Source organism: Streptomyces sp. NBC_00012, from assembly GCF_045040875.1.
Classification (GTDB): domain Bacteria; phylum Actinomycetota; class Actinomycetes; order Streptomycetales; family Streptomycetaceae; genus Streptomyces.
The window spans coordinates 144,413-160,751 of the sequence record NZ_CP108311.1; the positions used below are offsets into that span (position 1 = coordinate 144,413).

The 16,339-nt window shown below is 70.8% G+C and carries 16 protein-coding genes; all 16 read right to left on the reverse strand.

The window, feature by feature from the left end; genetic code table 11:
- Positions 1-176: 176 nt before the first annotated feature.
- Entirely contained in the window at positions 177-3,545 is a 3,369-nt protein-coding gene (locus tag OHA19_RS45090; RefSeq protein ID WP_331734596.1) for a LysM peptidoglycan-binding domain-containing protein, read from the reverse strand.
- A gap of 6 nt (positions 3,546-3,551) precedes the next feature.
- The gene (locus OHA19_RS45095) at positions 3,552-4,010 is read right to left on the reverse strand and encodes a pilus assembly protein TadG-related protein (protein WP_331734599.1); all 459 of its coding nucleotides are present in this window, start codon (positions 4,008-4,010) and stop codon (positions 3,552-3,554) included.
- Positions 4,007-4,471 (reverse strand): TadE/TadG family type IV pilus assembly protein, encoded by a 465-nt coding sequence (locus OHA19_RS45100; RefSeq protein ID WP_405723067.1) that lies wholly within the window; start codon positions 4,469-4,471, stop codon positions 4,007-4,009. Before OHA19_RS45100 ends, OHA19_RS45095 begins: the two co-directional genes overlap by 4 nt.
- Positions 4,468-4,812, reverse strand: a complete 345-nt coding sequence (locus OHA19_RS45105) for a TadE family protein (protein ID WP_331734600.1) — start codon at positions 4,810-4,812, stop codon at positions 4,468-4,470. Before OHA19_RS45105 ends, OHA19_RS45100 begins: the two co-directional genes overlap by 4 nt.
- A gap of 189 nt (positions 4,813-5,001) precedes the next feature.
- Positions 5,002-5,190, reverse strand: a complete 189-nt coding sequence (locus OHA19_RS45110; protein WP_329831429.1) for a hypothetical protein — start codon at positions 5,188-5,190, stop codon at positions 5,002-5,004.
- 13 nt (positions 5,191-5,203) lie between these two features.
- Positions 5,204-6,100: a type II secretion system F family protein gene (locus tag OHA19_RS45115; RefSeq protein WP_331734602.1), complete on the reverse strand. Its 897-nt coding sequence runs from the start codon at positions 6,098-6,100 to the stop codon at positions 5,204-5,206.
- Complete coding sequence (locus OHA19_RS45120) at positions 6,097-7,023, reverse strand: type II secretion system F family protein (RefSeq protein ID WP_331734603.1); 927 nt, start codon at positions 7,021-7,023, stop codon at positions 6,097-6,099. Before OHA19_RS45120 ends, OHA19_RS45115 begins: the two co-directional genes overlap by 4 nt.
- A complete protein-coding gene (locus OHA19_RS45125; RefSeq protein ID WP_331734605.1) occupies positions 7,020-8,573 on the reverse strand; it encodes a CpaF/VirB11 family protein in 1,554 nt (517 codons plus the stop codon). Before OHA19_RS45125 ends, OHA19_RS45120 begins: the two co-directional genes overlap by 4 nt.
- A complete protein-coding gene (locus tag OHA19_RS45130) occupies positions 8,566-9,441 on the reverse strand; it encodes a hypothetical protein (RefSeq protein ID WP_331734606.1) in 876 nt (291 codons plus the stop codon). The genes OHA19_RS45125 and OHA19_RS45130 overlap by 8 nt, the downstream gene beginning before the upstream one ends.
- A gap of 1 nt (position 9,442) precedes the next feature.
- The gene (locus OHA19_RS45135) at positions 9,443-10,135 is read right to left on the reverse strand and encodes an SAF domain-containing protein (protein ID WP_331734607.1); all 693 of its coding nucleotides are present in this window, start codon (positions 10,133-10,135) and stop codon (positions 9,443-9,445) included.
- Positions 10,136-10,190: 55 nt separating this feature from the next.
- Positions 10,191-10,787, reverse strand: coding sequence for an ATP/GTP-binding protein (locus OHA19_RS45140; RefSeq protein WP_331734856.1), 597 nt, complete (start codon positions 10,785-10,787; stop codon positions 10,191-10,193).
- A 263-nt stretch (positions 10,788-11,050) separates the two neighbouring features.
- Entirely contained in the window at positions 11,051-11,611 is a 561-nt protein-coding gene (locus OHA19_RS45145) for a hypothetical protein (protein ID WP_331734610.1), read from the reverse strand.
- 368 nt (positions 11,612-11,979) lie between these two features.
- On the reverse strand, positions 11,980-12,930 hold the full coding sequence (locus OHA19_RS45150) for a replication-relaxation family protein (RefSeq protein ID WP_331734611.1): 951 nt from the start codon (positions 12,928-12,930) through the stop codon (positions 11,980-11,982).
- Entirely contained in the window at positions 12,930-15,215 is a 2,286-nt protein-coding gene (locus OHA19_RS45155) for a hypothetical protein (protein ID WP_331734613.1), read from the reverse strand. Before OHA19_RS45155 ends, OHA19_RS45150 begins: the two co-directional genes overlap by 1 nt.
- Positions 15,212-15,709: a hypothetical protein gene (locus tag OHA19_RS45160; RefSeq protein ID WP_405723082.1), complete on the reverse strand. Its 498-nt coding sequence runs from the start codon at positions 15,707-15,709 to the stop codon at positions 15,212-15,214. The genes OHA19_RS45155 and OHA19_RS45160 overlap by 4 nt, the downstream gene beginning before the upstream one ends.
- Complete coding sequence (locus tag OHA19_RS45165; protein ID WP_331734616.1) at positions 15,706-16,041, reverse strand: hypothetical protein; 336 nt, start codon at positions 16,039-16,041, stop codon at positions 15,706-15,708. Before OHA19_RS45165 ends, OHA19_RS45160 begins: the two co-directional genes overlap by 4 nt.
- Positions 16,042-16,339: the final 298 nt, after the last annotated feature.

Below are 16,339 nucleotides of genomic sequence, written 5' to 3' on the forward strand. Positions count from 1 at the left end.
CTGGGTCAGCATTTGGGTCAGCGCGTTTTCCCTGTATCTGGCCGATGCGCCGAAGGCTCTGCACTTCGCTCGGAGGTGCAGAGCCTTCGGCGTTCACCGGCACCCGAGCAGCCTCGGGTGAGGCATCCCTCGGCCGTCCCCGCGCAGGGGTAGCCGACGGTCCGGCCTGCGGCCGGCTACAGCAGGCGGAGGATCTGCTCGGTCTCCTCGTCCATGGAGGAGCCCAGCTCCAGGAGGAGTTCGTCGAGCTGGCGGACCGACGATTCGAGCGCGGCTTCTTCACCGAGCAGTGACAGCGCCCGGAACTTGTGGCGCCACAGGCATTCCATTTCCCGCGCGACGTCAAGGCCGCGGGTCGCTGCCCAGAGGGCGTTGCGTGCGTCCCCGCGGGCGAGGTACCGCTCCGCGAGGTCGTCGGCCGTGTCCACGATTGAGGAGATCATTTCCTGGGCCAGGGATTCCGCCCACGCGTACCGGCGGGACGGGATGCCGGAGAACGGCCGGCCGTGGACGAGTTCCAGCGCCTGGCGCAGCAGTTGCTCGCCGGCCGGGCCGTCGGTGGTTCGGCCGGAGTGGGCCAGCTGCTGGAAGCGGTCCCAGTCGCAGTCGACACCGGCCAGCCGGTAGAGCTTGTCGGGCTGGGTGCTCACGTGGGGGAGGTGCTTGTTGCCCTGTGTGTCGGCGCCCAGCCATCTGCGGACGTCTCCGAGGCGGGTGTTGCGTGTGTCGCGGGTGACGATTCCGCCGGGTGCGAGGACCTCGTCGAGCTGGTGGTGGTTCGCCCCGGGGTGAAGGGCCAGCCAGGCCGTCATTTCCAGCGCGAGGGTGCGCCGGTTGGACTTGATGGTGCCGTGGGCGCCGAGGAGATCGACTGTCCCGAGGACCTGCACCAGCGGGCGGTCCGGGCTGATGCTGGCGGCACCGGCTCCGGTGGGCTGCTCGGGAAGAGGGACGGCCGCGTCGTGGGCGGGTGTGGCCTCTTCCGGGCCGGCGGGTGCGGGGATCCGGGAGCTGACCCGGGGGGCGGGGCTGGACAGCGACGGCAGGACGGGAGTTCCGGGGGACGGCGATGCGGTGGGCAGCGGCTCCGGGCCGGCCGGCGGGGCGGCACGGTCTTCCTCGTCGTCGGTGCCCTCGTCCTCCAGATCGGCGAACGCGGCCATCAGCCCCGGCTTGCTCACCGGCTCGGCAGCCTCACGTGCGGAAGGTGCCCCTGTCTCCGCAATGGCAACGGGGGAGGGCTGCTGACTCTCCACGGACTCCGCGGCCGTGGCTGGCTCCTGTACAGGGGCGGGGACGTCGCCGGGTGCGTCCGCGGTGAGCGCGACATCCAGGATGCTGGCGTACTCGGCATCGGAACACACCGACAACGCGACGCTGACCGCGGTGCCCGGAACGGTGACATAGGGCAGATCGGTGTCCACCGACCACGCTCCGCCCGCTGCTTCCGGTACGGCGGTGCTGCTCGTGACCACGGCCACCGCCGACCGAGGCTGCTGCCCCAGCACTTCCCACAGCACATCCCGGGTTCCCTCGGGTGCCGGGCAGGAATCCAGGTCCGCGACGACGACCAGCGGCCACAGCCCGCCCATCTCCGCCACCGAAAGATCCGGCGCCCCGCCGGCCCCGTCACCGAGCCCGTCCAGGGCCTGCTGCTGCTCCGCGTGATGGGCCTGCAGGACCTGTACCGCGTCGGCCAGGTCCGGATACGGAGTGACCCGGTCGCTGTCCAGCATCGCCAGTCCGGGAGCGGTGTCCTCTCCAGCGACCGCGATGTCGAGCTGCTCGGCGAGCGGTGAGAGCGCGAGCGTCAGCGCGAGGGTCCGCAGGACCTCGCCGCGCAGCCGGCCGGTGAGGTGGAGCGCGCCGGTGTGCTCCAGGTCGACGAGCACGATCGCGCCCTGGTCGTCCTCGCCCAGCGCGATCAGCCCCGGATAGGGCGGGTCGACTTCCCGGCTTTCCTGCGGGGGCAGCAGTTCACCGGAGTCCGCCGGGCACCACCACACCGCGCTCTGCGACGGATCGGTGGTGAACGGGGCGACCGCCGGGGCGGGCGCGTCCAGGTGCAGCCGGACCCCCTCGGTGCCGAGCTGCACCGCGGCCAGGGCGGGAAGCTGTCGGCCCTCCTCGGCAAGGGTTGCCGCCGCCGTACGCAGCGCCCGGTCCAGCACGGTCAGCTCCTCGCCGGCGTCCGCGCTGCGCAGCGCGATTTCCGTGAGGGCGGTCTGGCCGGAGGGCATCGGGATGCGGTGGCCGCGGCGTCGGCGGCGCTGTTGCAGGATTCGCCGGGTGGCCAGGGTGCCCACGAGTCCAGCGGCCAGAACTCCGGTGGCTCCCAGGCCGACCATGCCCGCCCGCATCCCGGTCGTCGTCTGTCCGTCCTCGGCGGCGGTGGCTTCCGGCGCCGGTTTGCCGGGCGCCGACGTCTTCGCGGCGGGGGAGGGCGTCACCGTGGCAGACGGGTCCGCCGTCCGGCTCTGGCTGGGGGAAGGGGTGGCGGGCGCCGACGGCTCGGCATCCGGGGCCGGTTGCGTCGGCGGTGCAGGGTCCTTCTCGGCCGGCTTCGATGATTCGTGCTCCTCCCGTGCGGGCGGCTTGTCTGCAGAATCGGAGCCGCGGCCGGGCAGAGCGATCTCCTGACCCGGATAGATCCGGTCGGGATCGTCGAAGACCCGCCCGTTCGGCTGCTCCTTGCCCTTGTTTGCCTCGTACAGGTCGGGCCACCGGTCCCCGTCACCGAGCTGCTCGTCGGCGATCTTTGACAGGTAGTCGCCCGGCCGGACGGTGTACGACTTCTGGGAGTCCACGGCCTCGTTCCGTGCGTCGGGCGAGGCCTTCGCCGCCTTGGTGGCGGTGCGGGAGCCGGGGCCGGTCTCGGCCGTGGCGGGAGGCCGGGCATCGGTGGGCAGCGTGATGACCGCGCCTTTGGGCAGGTACTGGTCGCCGGCGGCGAGTTCGGGGATGCCGGGGTTGAGAGCTGCGATGTCCTTCCACCGGGGCCCGCTGCCCAGATACGTCTCGGCGAGCTCCCACGGTGACTCCGTGGTGGAGGTGACGGTGTGCCGCAGCCCGGCCTGGTCGGTCCGCGTGGTGTCGTGCTTCGCCGATGGGTTGCCGGTGTCCTGCCCGACGGTGTGGGTCGCGGTCGCGGCGACCGCAGGAGTGACCGTGGCCGCGGAAGCGGCGGTCGGGGCGAGCAGCACGATGCCGCCGATCAGGAAACTGGCGAGGGACTGCATCCCGCCCAGGCCCCGGATGCGGGGGGCGGAGCGGCGGCGCAGCACGGCCACGAGCTCCACCAGGACGGAGAATGCGAACGCCGCCCATGCGACCCAGCCGATGCAGGTCAGGACGACGAGGAACAGTGACCCGTCGTCCTGCTGGGTCAGCAGGTCCAGGCCGCCGGAGAGTTCGGTCGGCTGGTGGCCCACCCTGAGCAGCAGGTACGGCACGCCGCCGACCAGGGCCACCAGTAGGGCCAGGCCGAGCAGCGCCCGCAACAGGGCGGCGACGGCGCGCAGCGGGGCGGGGATGCGGTGGGCCATGTCGGCTCAGCCTCCGGAGGCTTGGGTCTGCAGGTGGGCTTTCGCGGTGCCGGTCACGTTGATCGTTCCTACGCCGACGAACTGTGCGAAGTAGGTGTCGTAGGTGTCGTGGACGGTGACGGTGAGGCTCTGTCCGCCGTCGGTGACCTGCACGTCGCCCTGGATGCCGGCGGCGGTGAGGTAGTCCTGGACAGCCCCGATGGCGGCGTCGGGGTCGATCGTGATGGCGGTGCCCTCGATGGCCTGTGCGGGGTCGAGTTGCTGGCCGGCGGTGCGGGCGGCTTCCTGGGCGAGCGAGGTCGCGCGGTTGCCGGCGTTCAGTGCGCCGCCTCCGTCGACGAGCAGCCCCATCACCATCAGGATGGCGAGCGAGGCCAGGGCGAAGAACAGGGACATCGATCCCCGGTCGCGGGCAGCCGGTGCCGCGCGCCGCCGGTCCACGAAGCGGCGGAGTTTGGCGTTCATTGGCGTCCCCGGTAGGTGTCGATGGGGCTGGTCCACGACGCGGTCAGCGTCTTGGCGCCGGGCAGGCCCGGCAGCCCGATGTCGGAGAGATTGGCCGTGCAGGCGACCGTGGCCGTCACATTCGCTTCTACCCCGATGTCTAGGGCGTAGCCGGCGGTGTCGACCACGACGCTGGAGGCCCGGCACGTGATGCCCTCGCCCTGGAGGCTGCGGGCTGCTGCGGCCTGGGCCTGGGACTGGGCGCTCCCGGCGTCGCGTTCCAGTGACGCGGCGCGGGCGGCGGCGCGGGCCGCGGAGTCGACGGCGCCGTCGGCGTCCGTCACCCGCCCGAACGCGATCATGAGCAGGAGCAGGGCGATCATCACGGGTGCCAGGACCGCGGTCTCCACCGCGTAGGAGCCCCGGTCACGGCGCAGCCCCCGCGCCAGCCGCTGCATATAGGTGCTGGTGCGGGCCTTCACGGGGTGGTCCAGCGCTCGACCGGCGCAGCGGCGTGCTGGACGACGTCCAGCGTCAGGCCAGGAACCAGCGTGGCGACGCTGCCGCGCACGGTGATCCGGATCTCCTGCGCGCTGCTGCCGGCCGATGACACGCTCGCACCCCGGACGCTTCCGCCGAAACGGCCCAGGAAGACCTGTGCCTGGGCGACGCCGTCGCCTTCGCCGGCGCCGAACTGCCGCCCGGCCTCCACGCCCTGGCGGGCGGCGGACTGGGCGACCTTGCGTGCGTGGAAGTACAAGCCGACCTGGAGACCGGTGAAGACCAGAGCGAGCACGACGATGGCCAGAACCGCGAACTCCACGCTTCCGAAACCGCGATCGCCCCGCAGCCGTCGGCGAAAGCGCGCCACTGCACGCATTCTCGGGGTCACTATCGCTCCGCCGCCGGGGCCGCCGCACATGCGACTGGGACGGCCGAAGGGGATCGCGGGACTCGGGTCACTGACGGCTTCTTCCTCTTCGACGTGATGGCAGGGATGTGGGGGGCTTGGTCAGCCGCCGTTGATGATGCCGATCTTCTCCGCGAGCTTGGTGCGGATCGCCAGCACCAGCAGGCCGGCGCCGACCAGCAGCGCACCGGCGATCAGTGCCAGTTCGGTGCTGGTCTGTCCGGCTTCCTTGCCGGCTCTCAGCGCTTCGTACCGGCCGCGGATCCATACGGTCAGGGTCTGGATGTCCATGAGCGTTCTTCTTTCAGCTTCCGAGGATGGTGATCGTGACGGGGATCATCACGAAGGTGAGCATGAGGATGACGCCGAAGGTGACCGGCAGGATCATCGCTGCGCTTGCCGCGTTGGCCTGCGCTTTCGCGTCCGACAGCAGCGCGATGCGCAGCTGTCGGGCCTGGGCCTGCAGGGTGGTGTAGACGGCCGCGCCGTCACCGGCAAGGGCGAGGGTGTCGGCGGGGCGGGTCAGTTCGGGGATGTCGAGTTCGTCGCCGAGCTGCTTGAGGGCGTCCCAGACGGTGACGCCGGCGAGGTCGGCCTGGTGGAAGACCTGCCGCATGCGCACGAAGATGAAGCCGTCGCCGACCTCCGCGGTCTGGGTCAGGGCCTGGGCCGCGCCGGAGTTGGCGATGCGGGCCAGCGCGACGCGCTCCAGGTAGGAGGCGGCGGCGTGGCGGACGATGAGGCGGGCGGCTGCCGCGTCGCGGGCGACTTCCTTGCCGGGCCAGAACCAGAACAGGGCGGCCAGGGCGAGGGAGACGGCTGCGGGGACCGCGAACGGGAAGGCCGCGCCGGCTGCGGCGAGGAGAGCTTGGAGGAGCTGTGGAAGCACCAGGCCGTACAGGGCGAACAGGAACCTCTTGCCGAGGTGCTCGGCCGGACTGATCCTCAGCAGGTTCAGGTCCTTGACGGGCAGCGTGATGCGCCCGCCGAACTCGTCGAGCAGCCTGGTGCCGACGCGTTCGGGCAGTGTGTTCGTGGATGTGGGCGCCGTGGTCGGCAGGAGGGGGCTGCTGGTCTTGGAGACGTCCAGACGGTCCAGCACGGAGGCGAGGTCGCGGCGGGCGGGCATGGCGGCGCGGACGGCCAGGCCGATCAGGGCACCGGCAGCTGCTGCGGGAAGTACGGCTTCCATGGGGATCATCGGGCGCCTCCCGCGGTGGTGGTGAGCTGTGCGGTGGTGGCCGGGAGAGGGGCGATCAGCCGGGGATCGGGTTGGGTCCGTGCGATCTTCCGCAGCCACCGCAGGGTGTAGGCGAAGAGGCCGCCGAGGGCGGCGAGGACGATCTGCCCGACCGGGGACTGATACCAGCCGGACCAGGCGTCGTTGAGCATGCAGCCGACCACGACGATGCAGATGACGACGGAGACCATGCGCGAGCTCTTGCGGACCTTCGCCCGGTCGGCCTCGATGTCGCGGGCGTCGGCGGCCTGCTGATGGATCGTGACCGCCAGGGCTTCCAGTGCGTCGGACAGTCCGGGGCCCTTGTAGACGGCGTGGGACTGGAAGAGCAGGACGACGTGGTCGGACACGCCGTCGGCGAGCTCGTCGGCGAACAGCGCGAAGGCGTCGTGCGCCTCCATTCCGGTGCGCAGCCGTTCGGCCAGGGCCCGCACGTTCGGGGCGATCGGTGCGGGTGCGGCCTTCGCGGACGCCCGGATCGTCTGGGGGAGGCTGATGCCGGCCTGGTGGACACCGGCGAGATGGTTGAGCCACTGGCCGAGCGCCTCCAGGCGCTCGATCCGCTGAGTCGCCGCGGTGCCCGGGTTGAGGACGTAGGGCAGGCCGAGGACGGCCGCGCCGGCGAGGAGGCCGTGGACGGGCCAGCCGGTCCAGGCCCACACGACCAGCGCGACGATGCCCGCCGTGGTGAGCAGGTGGCGCCAGCGCCGTTGCCACTTCTCCGGCAGCTCGGCCCTTGCACGCTGGATGCGGCCGGTCATACGGGAGGTGGGCTTGGCCGCGTCGGGGACGCGGCCCCGGACCTCACGGACGGCCGCGAAGACGGCGAGCAGGGTGAGCACGGCGCAGCAGGCCGCGACGAGTGCGAGCTGAGAGGTGCTCATCGCGCCCCCACCGTCTGCAGCGGCCCGAGCCACGCACCGTACGGGTTCTCGGTCAGCCACTGCCGATTGAACAGGCCGGTGCGCTCCAGGTCGCCGATGAAGGTCGGCGTGTGCCTGTACACGGCGCGGGGCTCGCCGCCCTGAGGCGCGAAGAGCTCGGTGGTGACGGGCCGGCCGCCCTCGCCGACGACGTCGTGGACCTCGTAGATGCTGCTCACGAACCGGTGCTTCTTGCCGCCGATCGCTGTCTCGTCCAGGTAGGTGAGGTAGACGACGACGTCGATCGAGGCGGCGATGAGGTGGTGGGCGGCCTCGGTCTGCATGCCGGCTTCGGTGCACAGCTGGACCAGGCGGCTGATGATGGCGTGCGGCCGGCGGACGTGGAGCGTGCACATGGAGCCGGAGCCGCCGGAGGACATGGCGTTCAGCATCGGCACGATTTCCGTGGAGCGGACCTCGCCGACGATGACCCGGGTCGCGTTGTAGCGCAGCGCGGTGGTGAACATGTCGGAGATGGTGACCTCGCCGGCCCGGTCGCCGCCGCGGATCTCGCCGTTGGACTGCCTGGCCTCGAATGCGAACGTCACCGGTCCCGGTTTCGGGCCGGGCTCGTCCAGGTAGAGCTCGCGGTCGGATTCCAGGGTGACCAGCCGCTCGGCGGCCGGGATTTCACGGCCGAGCGCGCGCAGCAGCGACGTCTTGCCCGCGCCCATGTCGCCGACGACCAGGATGTTCATCTTGGCGTGGACGCACGCGGTCAGGAACCGTTCCAGGATCGGGTTGATCGAGCCCCACTGAACGAGTTCGGCGATGCCGTGCTGCCGGATGCGGTGGCGCCGGATGACGACCGACGGGCGGGTGGTGAGCACCGAGGCGGTCACACGGGAGCCCTCGGGCATCCGGAAGCCGACCATGGGGTTGGCCTGGGTCAGTGACCGCTCGCCGTGCCCGGACAGACGGGCCATGCGGTTGACCCAGGCGATCAGCTCTTCGTGACTGTCGGCGACCTTCTCGATCGTGCGGCGCGGCCGGTCGTAATACTCGACATGGGCGCGCAGCCCGTCGACCATCACATCCTCGACGCCCTCCTCATCGAGGAGGGACTGCAGCCTGCCACCGCGGTACATGGAATCGAAGACCGCGGTGCCGATCGCGCTCTCCTGCTCGGCGGTCAGCGGCGTGTTGCCGTGGGCGTGCTTGGTCGACCAGTCCGCGACCGCGGTGGTCACCAGGGCCCGCGCGAGAGCCCGCCGGTCCGGTTCCTCCAGGTGCTTGTCGGGGTCCTGCTCACTGAGCGCCTTGGACACCTCGCCCTGCAATGCCTCGATCACCTCCCAGCCCACCGGGAGCTCGCCGGGCAGCCCGGCCAGACGCGGCACAGCGGCCGGCCCCGTACTCGTCACCGGGGGAGCGGCAGGTTCCTGCGACAGGTGGGCGGGCGCCGGCGGGCGGCGCTGACCGAGATGCCCGGACAGCAACGATGCGAGCTCCTGACGGCCCATCGGCTCCGGATGCCCGTTGGCACCGGGGCGCTGGTGGATGTCAGCCACGGGCTCCTCCGCGCTGCTCGGCCAGGCGCTGCAGCACACCGGCCATCTGCGGGTTCGCGGGCCGGGCCGGGTACTCCTGCTGGATCCGCCGGCGCGAGGTGGCCGCCTCGAACTGCTCGGTCGCCGTACGCGCGTGCCGGAGCAGGGGACTGCGGGCGTAGCCGCGGGGAGGCCGGCCCCCGGTGGTGAGGTACTGGGCGGTGTCCGTGTCCCAGGGCAGGGCACCGAGCACCGGCACCCCCTTGAGCGCGTCGCTGACCTGATGGGCCCGGTAGGTACCGCCCTCGATGAGCAGCAGACCCAGGGCGTCGGCCCCCGATCCCCGTTCCTGCAGCTCGGTGCGCAACGGGTCGATGACGTGCCGGGCCAGGGTGAGGGACTGCTCGGTGCCGCGGACCACGAGCAGGACCAGGTCGGCCCGGTGAAGCAGCGGAGCCGGAGTCAAAACGGGGTGGAGGTGCCCGGACTCCAGCGCGAGACGCCCGGCATCTACGAACACGTCGTACCCGGCCTCACCGGCCAGGACGTGCAGCACGTCCGACAGGGCCGGCCACGTCCGGCCCAGCGCCGCAGCCTGGGCGGGATCGGTCAGGCCGGGCAGCAGCTTTCGGTGCCCGCCCTCGTCCAGCGGCCACAGGTGATTGGCGAACGCGTTCGCGAGCGCATCCGGGCCCGTCCGTTCCGCGGCGGCGAGGTGGTAGAGGCCGAACCCCGCGGTAGCACGCCCGTCCAAGAGCCCGGCACGGATCGTGCCGCCCGCCGGGTCGCACTCGGCGAGCAGCGACGGGCGCTTCGAGGCCAGAGTCAGGGCGAGCGCCGAGGCGGTCACCCCGCAGGACTTGGCGGAGACAAGAGCGGTCACGGGCATGTCAGTTGCTCCGCGGTTCGCGGACCAGGGCGATCCGCCCCGTCGAAGCCCGGGTCGCCAGCAGCGGCCCGTCCGTGGGGGACACCGCGAGGTTGACCACGACCGTGCCCGAGGCGTCCGGGCGGGACACGGAGACCACGACACCGTTGACCGACGACGGCGGCGCCTCGGCACCCTTGGCGTCGGTCTGCTCCCCCTGGGCCGGGGTGGTGACGGCGAGCACCTTGTCACCGGGGGCCAGGGCCCCGGCGGGGGCCTGGCCCCGCTTGACCTGCACACCCACCTGCTGCTTGTCGTCGCCCAGCCCGGTGCCCGCGGACAGCTGCGACGCCGTCAGCAGCCCGCCCTTGCGCAGGTCGACGGCAGGACGCTTCCCGACCATGCCGGCCCGGTCCGAAGCGGGGACCGGGCTCAGGTGCGCGTCGGCCGACACCTCCGCCACGACGAGATCGCCATCCGTCAGTGCCTGCCCTGCCGGAACGTCACGGGCAACGGCGAGGACCCGGGTGCGGTCGCCGGCAGACGTGACCGCCGCAGCCGCACCGAGCCCGGCGACGGCCGCCAGGACGACGCAGAGCGCGGCCACCGACCAGCGGCGCTCCCGCTTGACCGGGGCCGTCGTGGTGATGGGGATGTCGGGGCGGGCCGGGCCGGCGGCGCGGGGCGCCGGCGGCACGGCAACGGGGGACTCCATGCGGTGCTGCCTCTCGGGAAATTCTGCAAAGAAGAGAAAGAAGAGAAGAACGGTGTCAGTTGAGGACCTGGACCTCTGCCACGGTGATATCGGCGGCGCTGGCGCGGGTCTCGGTGAGCTGGCCGGTCTCCCCGCCGCCCGCCCAGTCGATCGTCCAGGTCGACGTCGCGGTCACGTGGTACTTGCCGGACTCCTGGGTGGAAGAGGGCTGGGTGTAGCGGTGGCCACAGTCCGGGGACGGCTTCTTGCCGTACTCCGCCCGGTACGGCGTGCCCGCGGTCGTGCAAGTGACGGTCGAGCCGTCCCCCATCGTCCACACGATCCTGCTGACCTTCGCGGTCGCCGTGACCGTCACCGAACCGGCCGTCGCCGAAGCCACATTCGGCCCGTACGTCTCCGCACCCTTCGCAGTCCACATGTAGACCGGCATACCGACCACACCCTTGCCGCCCGGCTTCGGCGTGATACCGATCCGCGGACCCCTCAGCAGCATCTTGTCCACGGCCTGCTGCGCCACGACGGCCGGATCAACCTGCGCCGCAGGGGGATCGGCCGCCCACACCAACTGAGTAATAGCGGCATCGGTCTTCCCAGGGGCACAGGTCTTCTCATAGATCGCGCCGTCGCCCGGTTCGCGTCCGCCCCATTCCATGCTTCCGGCCGGGGGCTGTGGGTCTGCCAGCTTGTACGTGCACGGCATCCCGCTGACAGGGCCTTTGCTGTGGCGTCCGCTCTGGCCTGATCCAGTACGACCAGTGGGCTTGGTGCCTCCGGTCTTCCCTGGGTCTTCGGCGATGACGCAGAACCACACGTCGGCGCAGTTGCCAGCTCCGGCCTTGGGGCCGTCTGCTGCGTGGGCAGCGCCGGTGAACAGCAGTGACGCAAGGCTGCCTGCAGTAATGGCCAGGCGCCGAGTCAGCACGACTTCTCCTGGGGCTCGTCTCTGATGACCCTCCAGCCGGCGGGCCACTTCTCAACGACCGACACGACTACATACCTCGTCAGGCGGTCACTGGGCAGTACGACCGGATTTCGGGTATCCCGGTTGATGACCTTCCATTGGGAAACGTCCAGGCAGCTGGAGAGTTTCACGTTGGGGATCTTGCGGTGGATGTCGGCCTGGGTTGCGGTGGGCGTCCTGACCACGACGTGCCCGACCGTGGCTTGTCCGGCCTTGAGCATGTTCGCCATGCCGGTGTTCGCACTGGCGAGAGCTGAACCAGCCGCGTAGTCCTTAAGGGAAGTCCCCTTGGAACTGCCCTTCGCGTAACTGCGCTCCATCTCTTGCCAGTACGAGGTGTACGTGGCGATGGCCTCGTTCTTGGCGGTCTCGTTCGGGTCTGCGGGCTTGCTCGGCGTTTGCTTCGCCGAAGCGGACGGCGTGGGGGTCCCTTTCGGGTCGTCTGCTTTACCGGAACTGCACCCGGTGGCGGTTGCGATTGCGCAAGCGGCGGCGAGCAGGGTTGCCGAGCACACACGATTTCGTTTGCGAACGTCTGAGTACCCCGATCGCACTGACTGCGTCACTGTGCCTCCCCATGCATATGCCACGGCGCCCCGACCTGCGGCGCGGGCTGCGACAGGCAGCATGCGCGCGACGTGGCCTGAAAGCCGACCGTGCGGTCTGTTCTCATACACTACGCAAACTTTTACCAACAGCCCAGCCTGTTCTTGCAGTTCGGATCTATGGCATCCGCCATAAATCGGCACAATCCCGCGTAGCGGGATCCCGGTGTACGGGATTGCGCGTTCCGGGTCCGTATGGAATTGCGGCAGCGCCGCAGGACGGCGTGAATGCGGGAACCGGTTTTGTCGACTCATCGGCATTGGTGCGGCATTCCGTTTCACGTGATCGTTCCGGGCTCGGAATGCGCCGTCAGCAGCACGTCGGTGCGTTCTGCGTCGCCGAGTACCGGCATCACGATAGGAGCGAAAGGGCCATGCCTGTCCAGGAGTTCAGCCGTGGTGACGCCCACACGGAGCCGGTTTCCCTCCGTGATGCGGGGGTTGGCGGAGGCCAGCGCCCGCAGATCCTCGGTACGGCGCCGCAGCACGCGTTCAGATGCCCCCGAAAGGACGATCAGAAGTCGCGGGAACACGGGATACCGCTCACGCCATGCCTCCCGGGTACTCACCTGCCGGCGGCGGCCCGGCGGCTGCGGGATGTAGGAGGCGTAGCGGGCGTACGTGTCGAGCTTCCGGCCCAGCCGGGCCACCTGCATTGTGGAGCGGTCGATCTCCAGGAAGAGCGTCAGGAGCTGACGCCGCTTCCCGGTCGTGCGGGTGTAGCGCAGCACCGCGTCCGGGACGAGGAACGCGTCGTCGCCGAGCCGGCTGTCGCCCTCACGGACACGGTGGGCGAGTTCCGGCTCCCAGTCCAGCGGCCCGCACTCGTCGCCGAGACGGCCGGCCCATTGCGTGAACGCGGTACCGGTGTCGACGACGGCGAGGGTGTGTTCCTGGAGCTGGGAGGCGGCGGCCTTCGGGCTCATGCGGTACGCACGCGTCGTCACCTCGCCGGCGGCTTCGACGATCTCGCAGCCCAGCGCGGTGAGGTACCAGAGCTGTTCGCAGCGGCCCATCCGGTCGGTGAGCCGGTCGGTGGACTCCGCGAGGCCCATGGTGCGCAGGTGCCCGAGGTGGCGCAGCAGATACACCGGGCGCTTCGTGTGCGGGGTCAGGATCCGGTGAAGCTGGCTGGTGGCGACGAGGCGGTGCTGGTACAGGATCGGCAGCAGCTTCTGCCCGAGGCGGGACAGGTGGGCAGTCCGGGGCCCGGCAGCGGTGAGGGACATCAGCCCACCTCGCTTCGGCCGGCTGCCTCGGCGGGCCCGGCTGTCTCGGTGGGCCCGGTGGCCGGGGCGTGGCCGGTGAGATGGGTGAGCAGCATGTCGTCCAGGCCCGGGAGCCGCTCGTCGTCCCCGTCGAGTGCTTTGAGGATTTCGCCGACCGGCCGCCGTCCGAGGTTGTGGTCGATCGCGTCGACCAGGCCGGGCAGGAGGTCGGGGCGGTGGTAGTCGGCCAGCACCTGGTGCACCGCGACACCCCGTACCCGGAAGGGGGTGCTGCGCTCTCCGTGCAGCATCGTCGACATGACGTACTGGTACTTCGCGAGTTGCTCCAGCACCGTGGACGCGACGCCGGCCAGGCGCCTGGAGATGAACGCGGCCTCGTCGCTGTCCGCCCCGGCTGCGGAGAGAAGGGACTGGTTCTGCATCAGGGCTTGCCGGGTCTCCTCGGACAGTCGCATCACCATCTGCGTGAGCCCCATCAGCCGCACCTCGTACTTCCGCAGCTGCTCCAGGATCGCCGCCACGTACCCGCGCGAAGCGCCGTCGATCGCGGTCAGTTCGTCCGCGAACGCGAACATCGTTTCCAGGTCCTCGGGAGGCACGCCCTCGCGCGACAGCCCGGCCAGGAACAGATCGAACAGCAGCAACGACGTGATGATCTGGTCACCGCCCCCGGTGCCCGAGCACCGCAGCAGCACGATCTTGTTCCCGTCCATCGCCTCCCGGAGGTTGTAGCTGGAGCGGGGCTGGCCGAGGAACGCCCGCAGCGAATCCGACGTCTCCAGCTGCTCCAGCATCTGCGTCACGACCGGCACCGCGCTGCCCTCGTACTTCGGGAACGTCGTCTGCCAGAACCGGGACAGCCGCCGCGGCAGCTGCTCCAGCACCTGCATCCGCCACCGTTCATCCGTCAGCAGCCGCGTGATCGAGAACAGCGTCGGCTGCAGGTCGGGACGACCCCGCTCACACATCAGCAACGCCAGATGGGCCAGGACCTGCACCGCGTGGGACAGGATGGCCCGCGCCCGCGGCGCCCGGTCGCCCCACCCCTGCGCCGAGGCGAGACCACCGACGACAGCACCCACCACGTCCTGGACCTGCGCCCGGTCCCGCCCCTCCATCGACAACGGGTTCCACGACGCGATCCGCGCCCCCGGATCCTTCACGCTCAGATCGATCAGCTGCACCCGGTCGACGACCGCCGGATGCGTCAGGTACGGCAGAGCCCGCTGGACCGCCGCACCGTGCGGATCCAGGAACCACACCCCGAACCCGCCATACCCCAGCGTCAGCGCCTGGAGCAGGGCCAGCTCCGACTTCCCGAAGCCCGACCGCCCCAGGCTCGCCCCGAACAGCACGTCCTGCTGCGGGACAGCTCCCAGCCGTGCACGCCCGTCCGCACCGGTCACCATGCCCAGCGGCACCACACCCTGCTGCCCGGTCCACTCCGGCAGCCGCGACGGCGCCGCCGGCACCACACCCCCCGTCCGCACCACGTTCGTCGGCGTGCAGTGCACCGACGGCGGCTTGAGCAGCGCGGCGATCTCCCGCGAGGTCACCCACTGCCGCTTCGAAGGCGCGAACTCACCCGTCTCGAAACGCCGCTCGAAGTTCCGGCGCCGCCACCACACGCTGCTGTACGGCCGCCACATACCCGTCCGCGGCCCGACCGGACGCCACCAGTTCTCCCCCGACCAGGCATCCATCACCGCCATCACCTGATGCAGCAACGCCTGCGCCTTCACCGGGTGGCCGGCAACCGTCCGCACCATCACCTGCACCGCGAACACCTGCGCATCCACACCCGGCAGAAACTTGCCCACCCCTTCAGCCAGATCCGACGCCCGGGGAACCCGCCCCGCCCCCTGCCCCCGACGACCGCCAGAACCGCGGGAACTGCCGCCGTCCAGACCCGCGAGAACCTGAGACCACAGCGACCCGCCCACCCCCGCACGCCCTTCGCCGCCCAGCTGCTCACCGAACGCGGACGGGCCCCGCTGCTGCGCACGCCGCACCAGCCGGCGCCGCCACCGAGCCACCCGCCGCCCGGCCACCGGCACCAGGTCCACCACCAGCTCCACCCGCTCACCGCGCTCGCTGTCCGCGTGCGCGCACGCCGCGGCCATCAGCTGCAACGGATCCGGATCCAGACCGGCAGCCGTCAGCTGACGGTGATCGGGCCGGGCCAGCACCAACTCAGCCCGCGCCACATACGACCGGCCCCCGTCCGTACGGACGTCCACGCCGGCGGTCTCGTCGAACAGCGCCTTCTCCAGCTGAACCGTCACGCGTCCTCATCTCCATCGTGGTCGTCCGGTTCGAGCGGGGGCACGCCGTCGAACCGGATCCGGGGCACCTCGTCATTGCCGGCCCTGGGGTCCACGACGTCCACATCGGGAAAGGACCGCAGCCTCAGCAGCGCCGCCGCCCGAGCCGGACCCTCCAGCCGGTACGACAGCCGGCTCTCATCACTGGACAGCCGGATCCGCACCCCCACCGCCCGCTTCGGTGCCCACCCCACGACCGCCGGCACCCGCGCGAGCCGCGCCGCGTGCCGGTCGATCTCCTCCAGCGACGGGTCAAAGCCCGCAGCCGGCACCAGAGCCACCACCGCCCGGTACCGCAACACGGTCCGAGCACGCCGAAGCCACCACCGCCGTGCCCACAGCCAGACACACATCGCAGCAACGGCGGAGCTCATCAGCCACCACCGGGCATCCCAGAACGCGCCGATCAACCAACTCGCATCGAGCCGGCCGAAGGCCGGGGGCAACCCCGTCACAGCCGCCACCCCCGCCGCCGGACACGGGGATCAATCCCACGAACCAGATCGGCCAGCGCCAGCCACACCCAGCGCGCGCACACCGCGCCCAAGGCCGCCGCCAGGACCGGAACCAGCGGCCATCCCCGCCGCTCCCGCGCTACTTCCGCAGCCGGGCCTCCCAGCCCCCAGGGGAGGTTGTGCAGATCCCCGCCCCACCACCACCCGCGCACGAACCCGACCACGAACACCACCGCGACCAGCCACCCGCACAGGCTGACCAACGACTCAACATCCGCGTCCAGCCGACTGCGTCCCGCTGTACTGCGGAACTGGGCAGTGTGCCGTGCCATACGCATCGCACCTCCCGCAGGGACGGCCCGATGCCGTCCTCACCTACGCAAGGAACCCGCCAGCCGAAAACGTGACAGGGAACGGGAGGAAAATTCAGATTCCTGTGCCGGTTCAGGCTGTTGGGGAACATGACGTACTGGCCACTTGGCGCCGGCATGCCGCCACGGCACGGGACACGGGCTCTACCCTCGCGCTTTCACGAGGCGGGGTGTCCGAGGCTTGATCAAATAAGCGGAGAGCGCTCCTGACCTGCAACGATGGGACTTGTCTAGGGTCCTGTTGGCTGCACGGAGAGAA

Bases quoted from the DNA above. Each gene is read 5' to 3' on its own strand.
- OHA19_RS45130 (WP_331734606.1), bottom strand. From the start codon at position 9,441: ATGCCCGTGACCGCTCTTGTCTCCGCCAAGTCCTGCGGGGTGACCGCC.
- OHA19_RS45110 (WP_329831429.1), bottom strand. From the start codon at position 5,190: ATGGACATCCAGACCCTGACCGTATGGATCCGCGGCCGGTACGAAGCG.
- OHA19_RS45165 (WP_331734616.1), bottom strand. From the start codon at position 16,041: ATGGCACGGCACACTGCCCAGTTCCGCAGTACAGCGGGACGCAGTCGG.
- OHA19_RS45135 (WP_331734607.1), bottom strand. From the start codon at position 10,135: ATGGAGTCCCCCGTTGCCGTGCCGCCGGCGCCCCGCGCCGCCGGCCCG.
- OHA19_RS45150 (WP_331734611.1), bottom strand. From the start codon at position 12,930: ATGTCCCTCACCGCTGCCGGGCCCCGGACTGCCCACCTGTCCCGCCTC.
- OHA19_RS45120 (WP_331734603.1), bottom strand. From the start codon at position 7,023: ATGAGCACCTCTCAGCTCGCACTCGTCGCGGCCTGCTGCGCCGTGCTC.
- OHA19_RS45090 (WP_331734596.1), bottom strand. From the start codon at position 3,545: ATGGCCCACCGCATCCCCGCCCCGCTGCGCGCCGTCGCCGCCCTGTTG.
- OHA19_RS45140 (WP_331734856.1), bottom strand. From the start codon at position 10,787: ATGGAATGGGGCGGACGCGAACCGGGCGACGGCGCGATCTATGAGAAG.
- OHA19_RS45095 (WP_331734599.1), bottom strand. From the start codon at position 4,010: ATGAACGCCAAACTCCGCCGCTTCGTGGACCGGCGGCGCGCGGCACCG.
- OHA19_RS45115 (WP_331734602.1), bottom strand. From the start codon at position 6,100: ATGATCCCCATGGAAGCCGTACTTCCCGCAGCAGCTGCCGGTGCCCTG.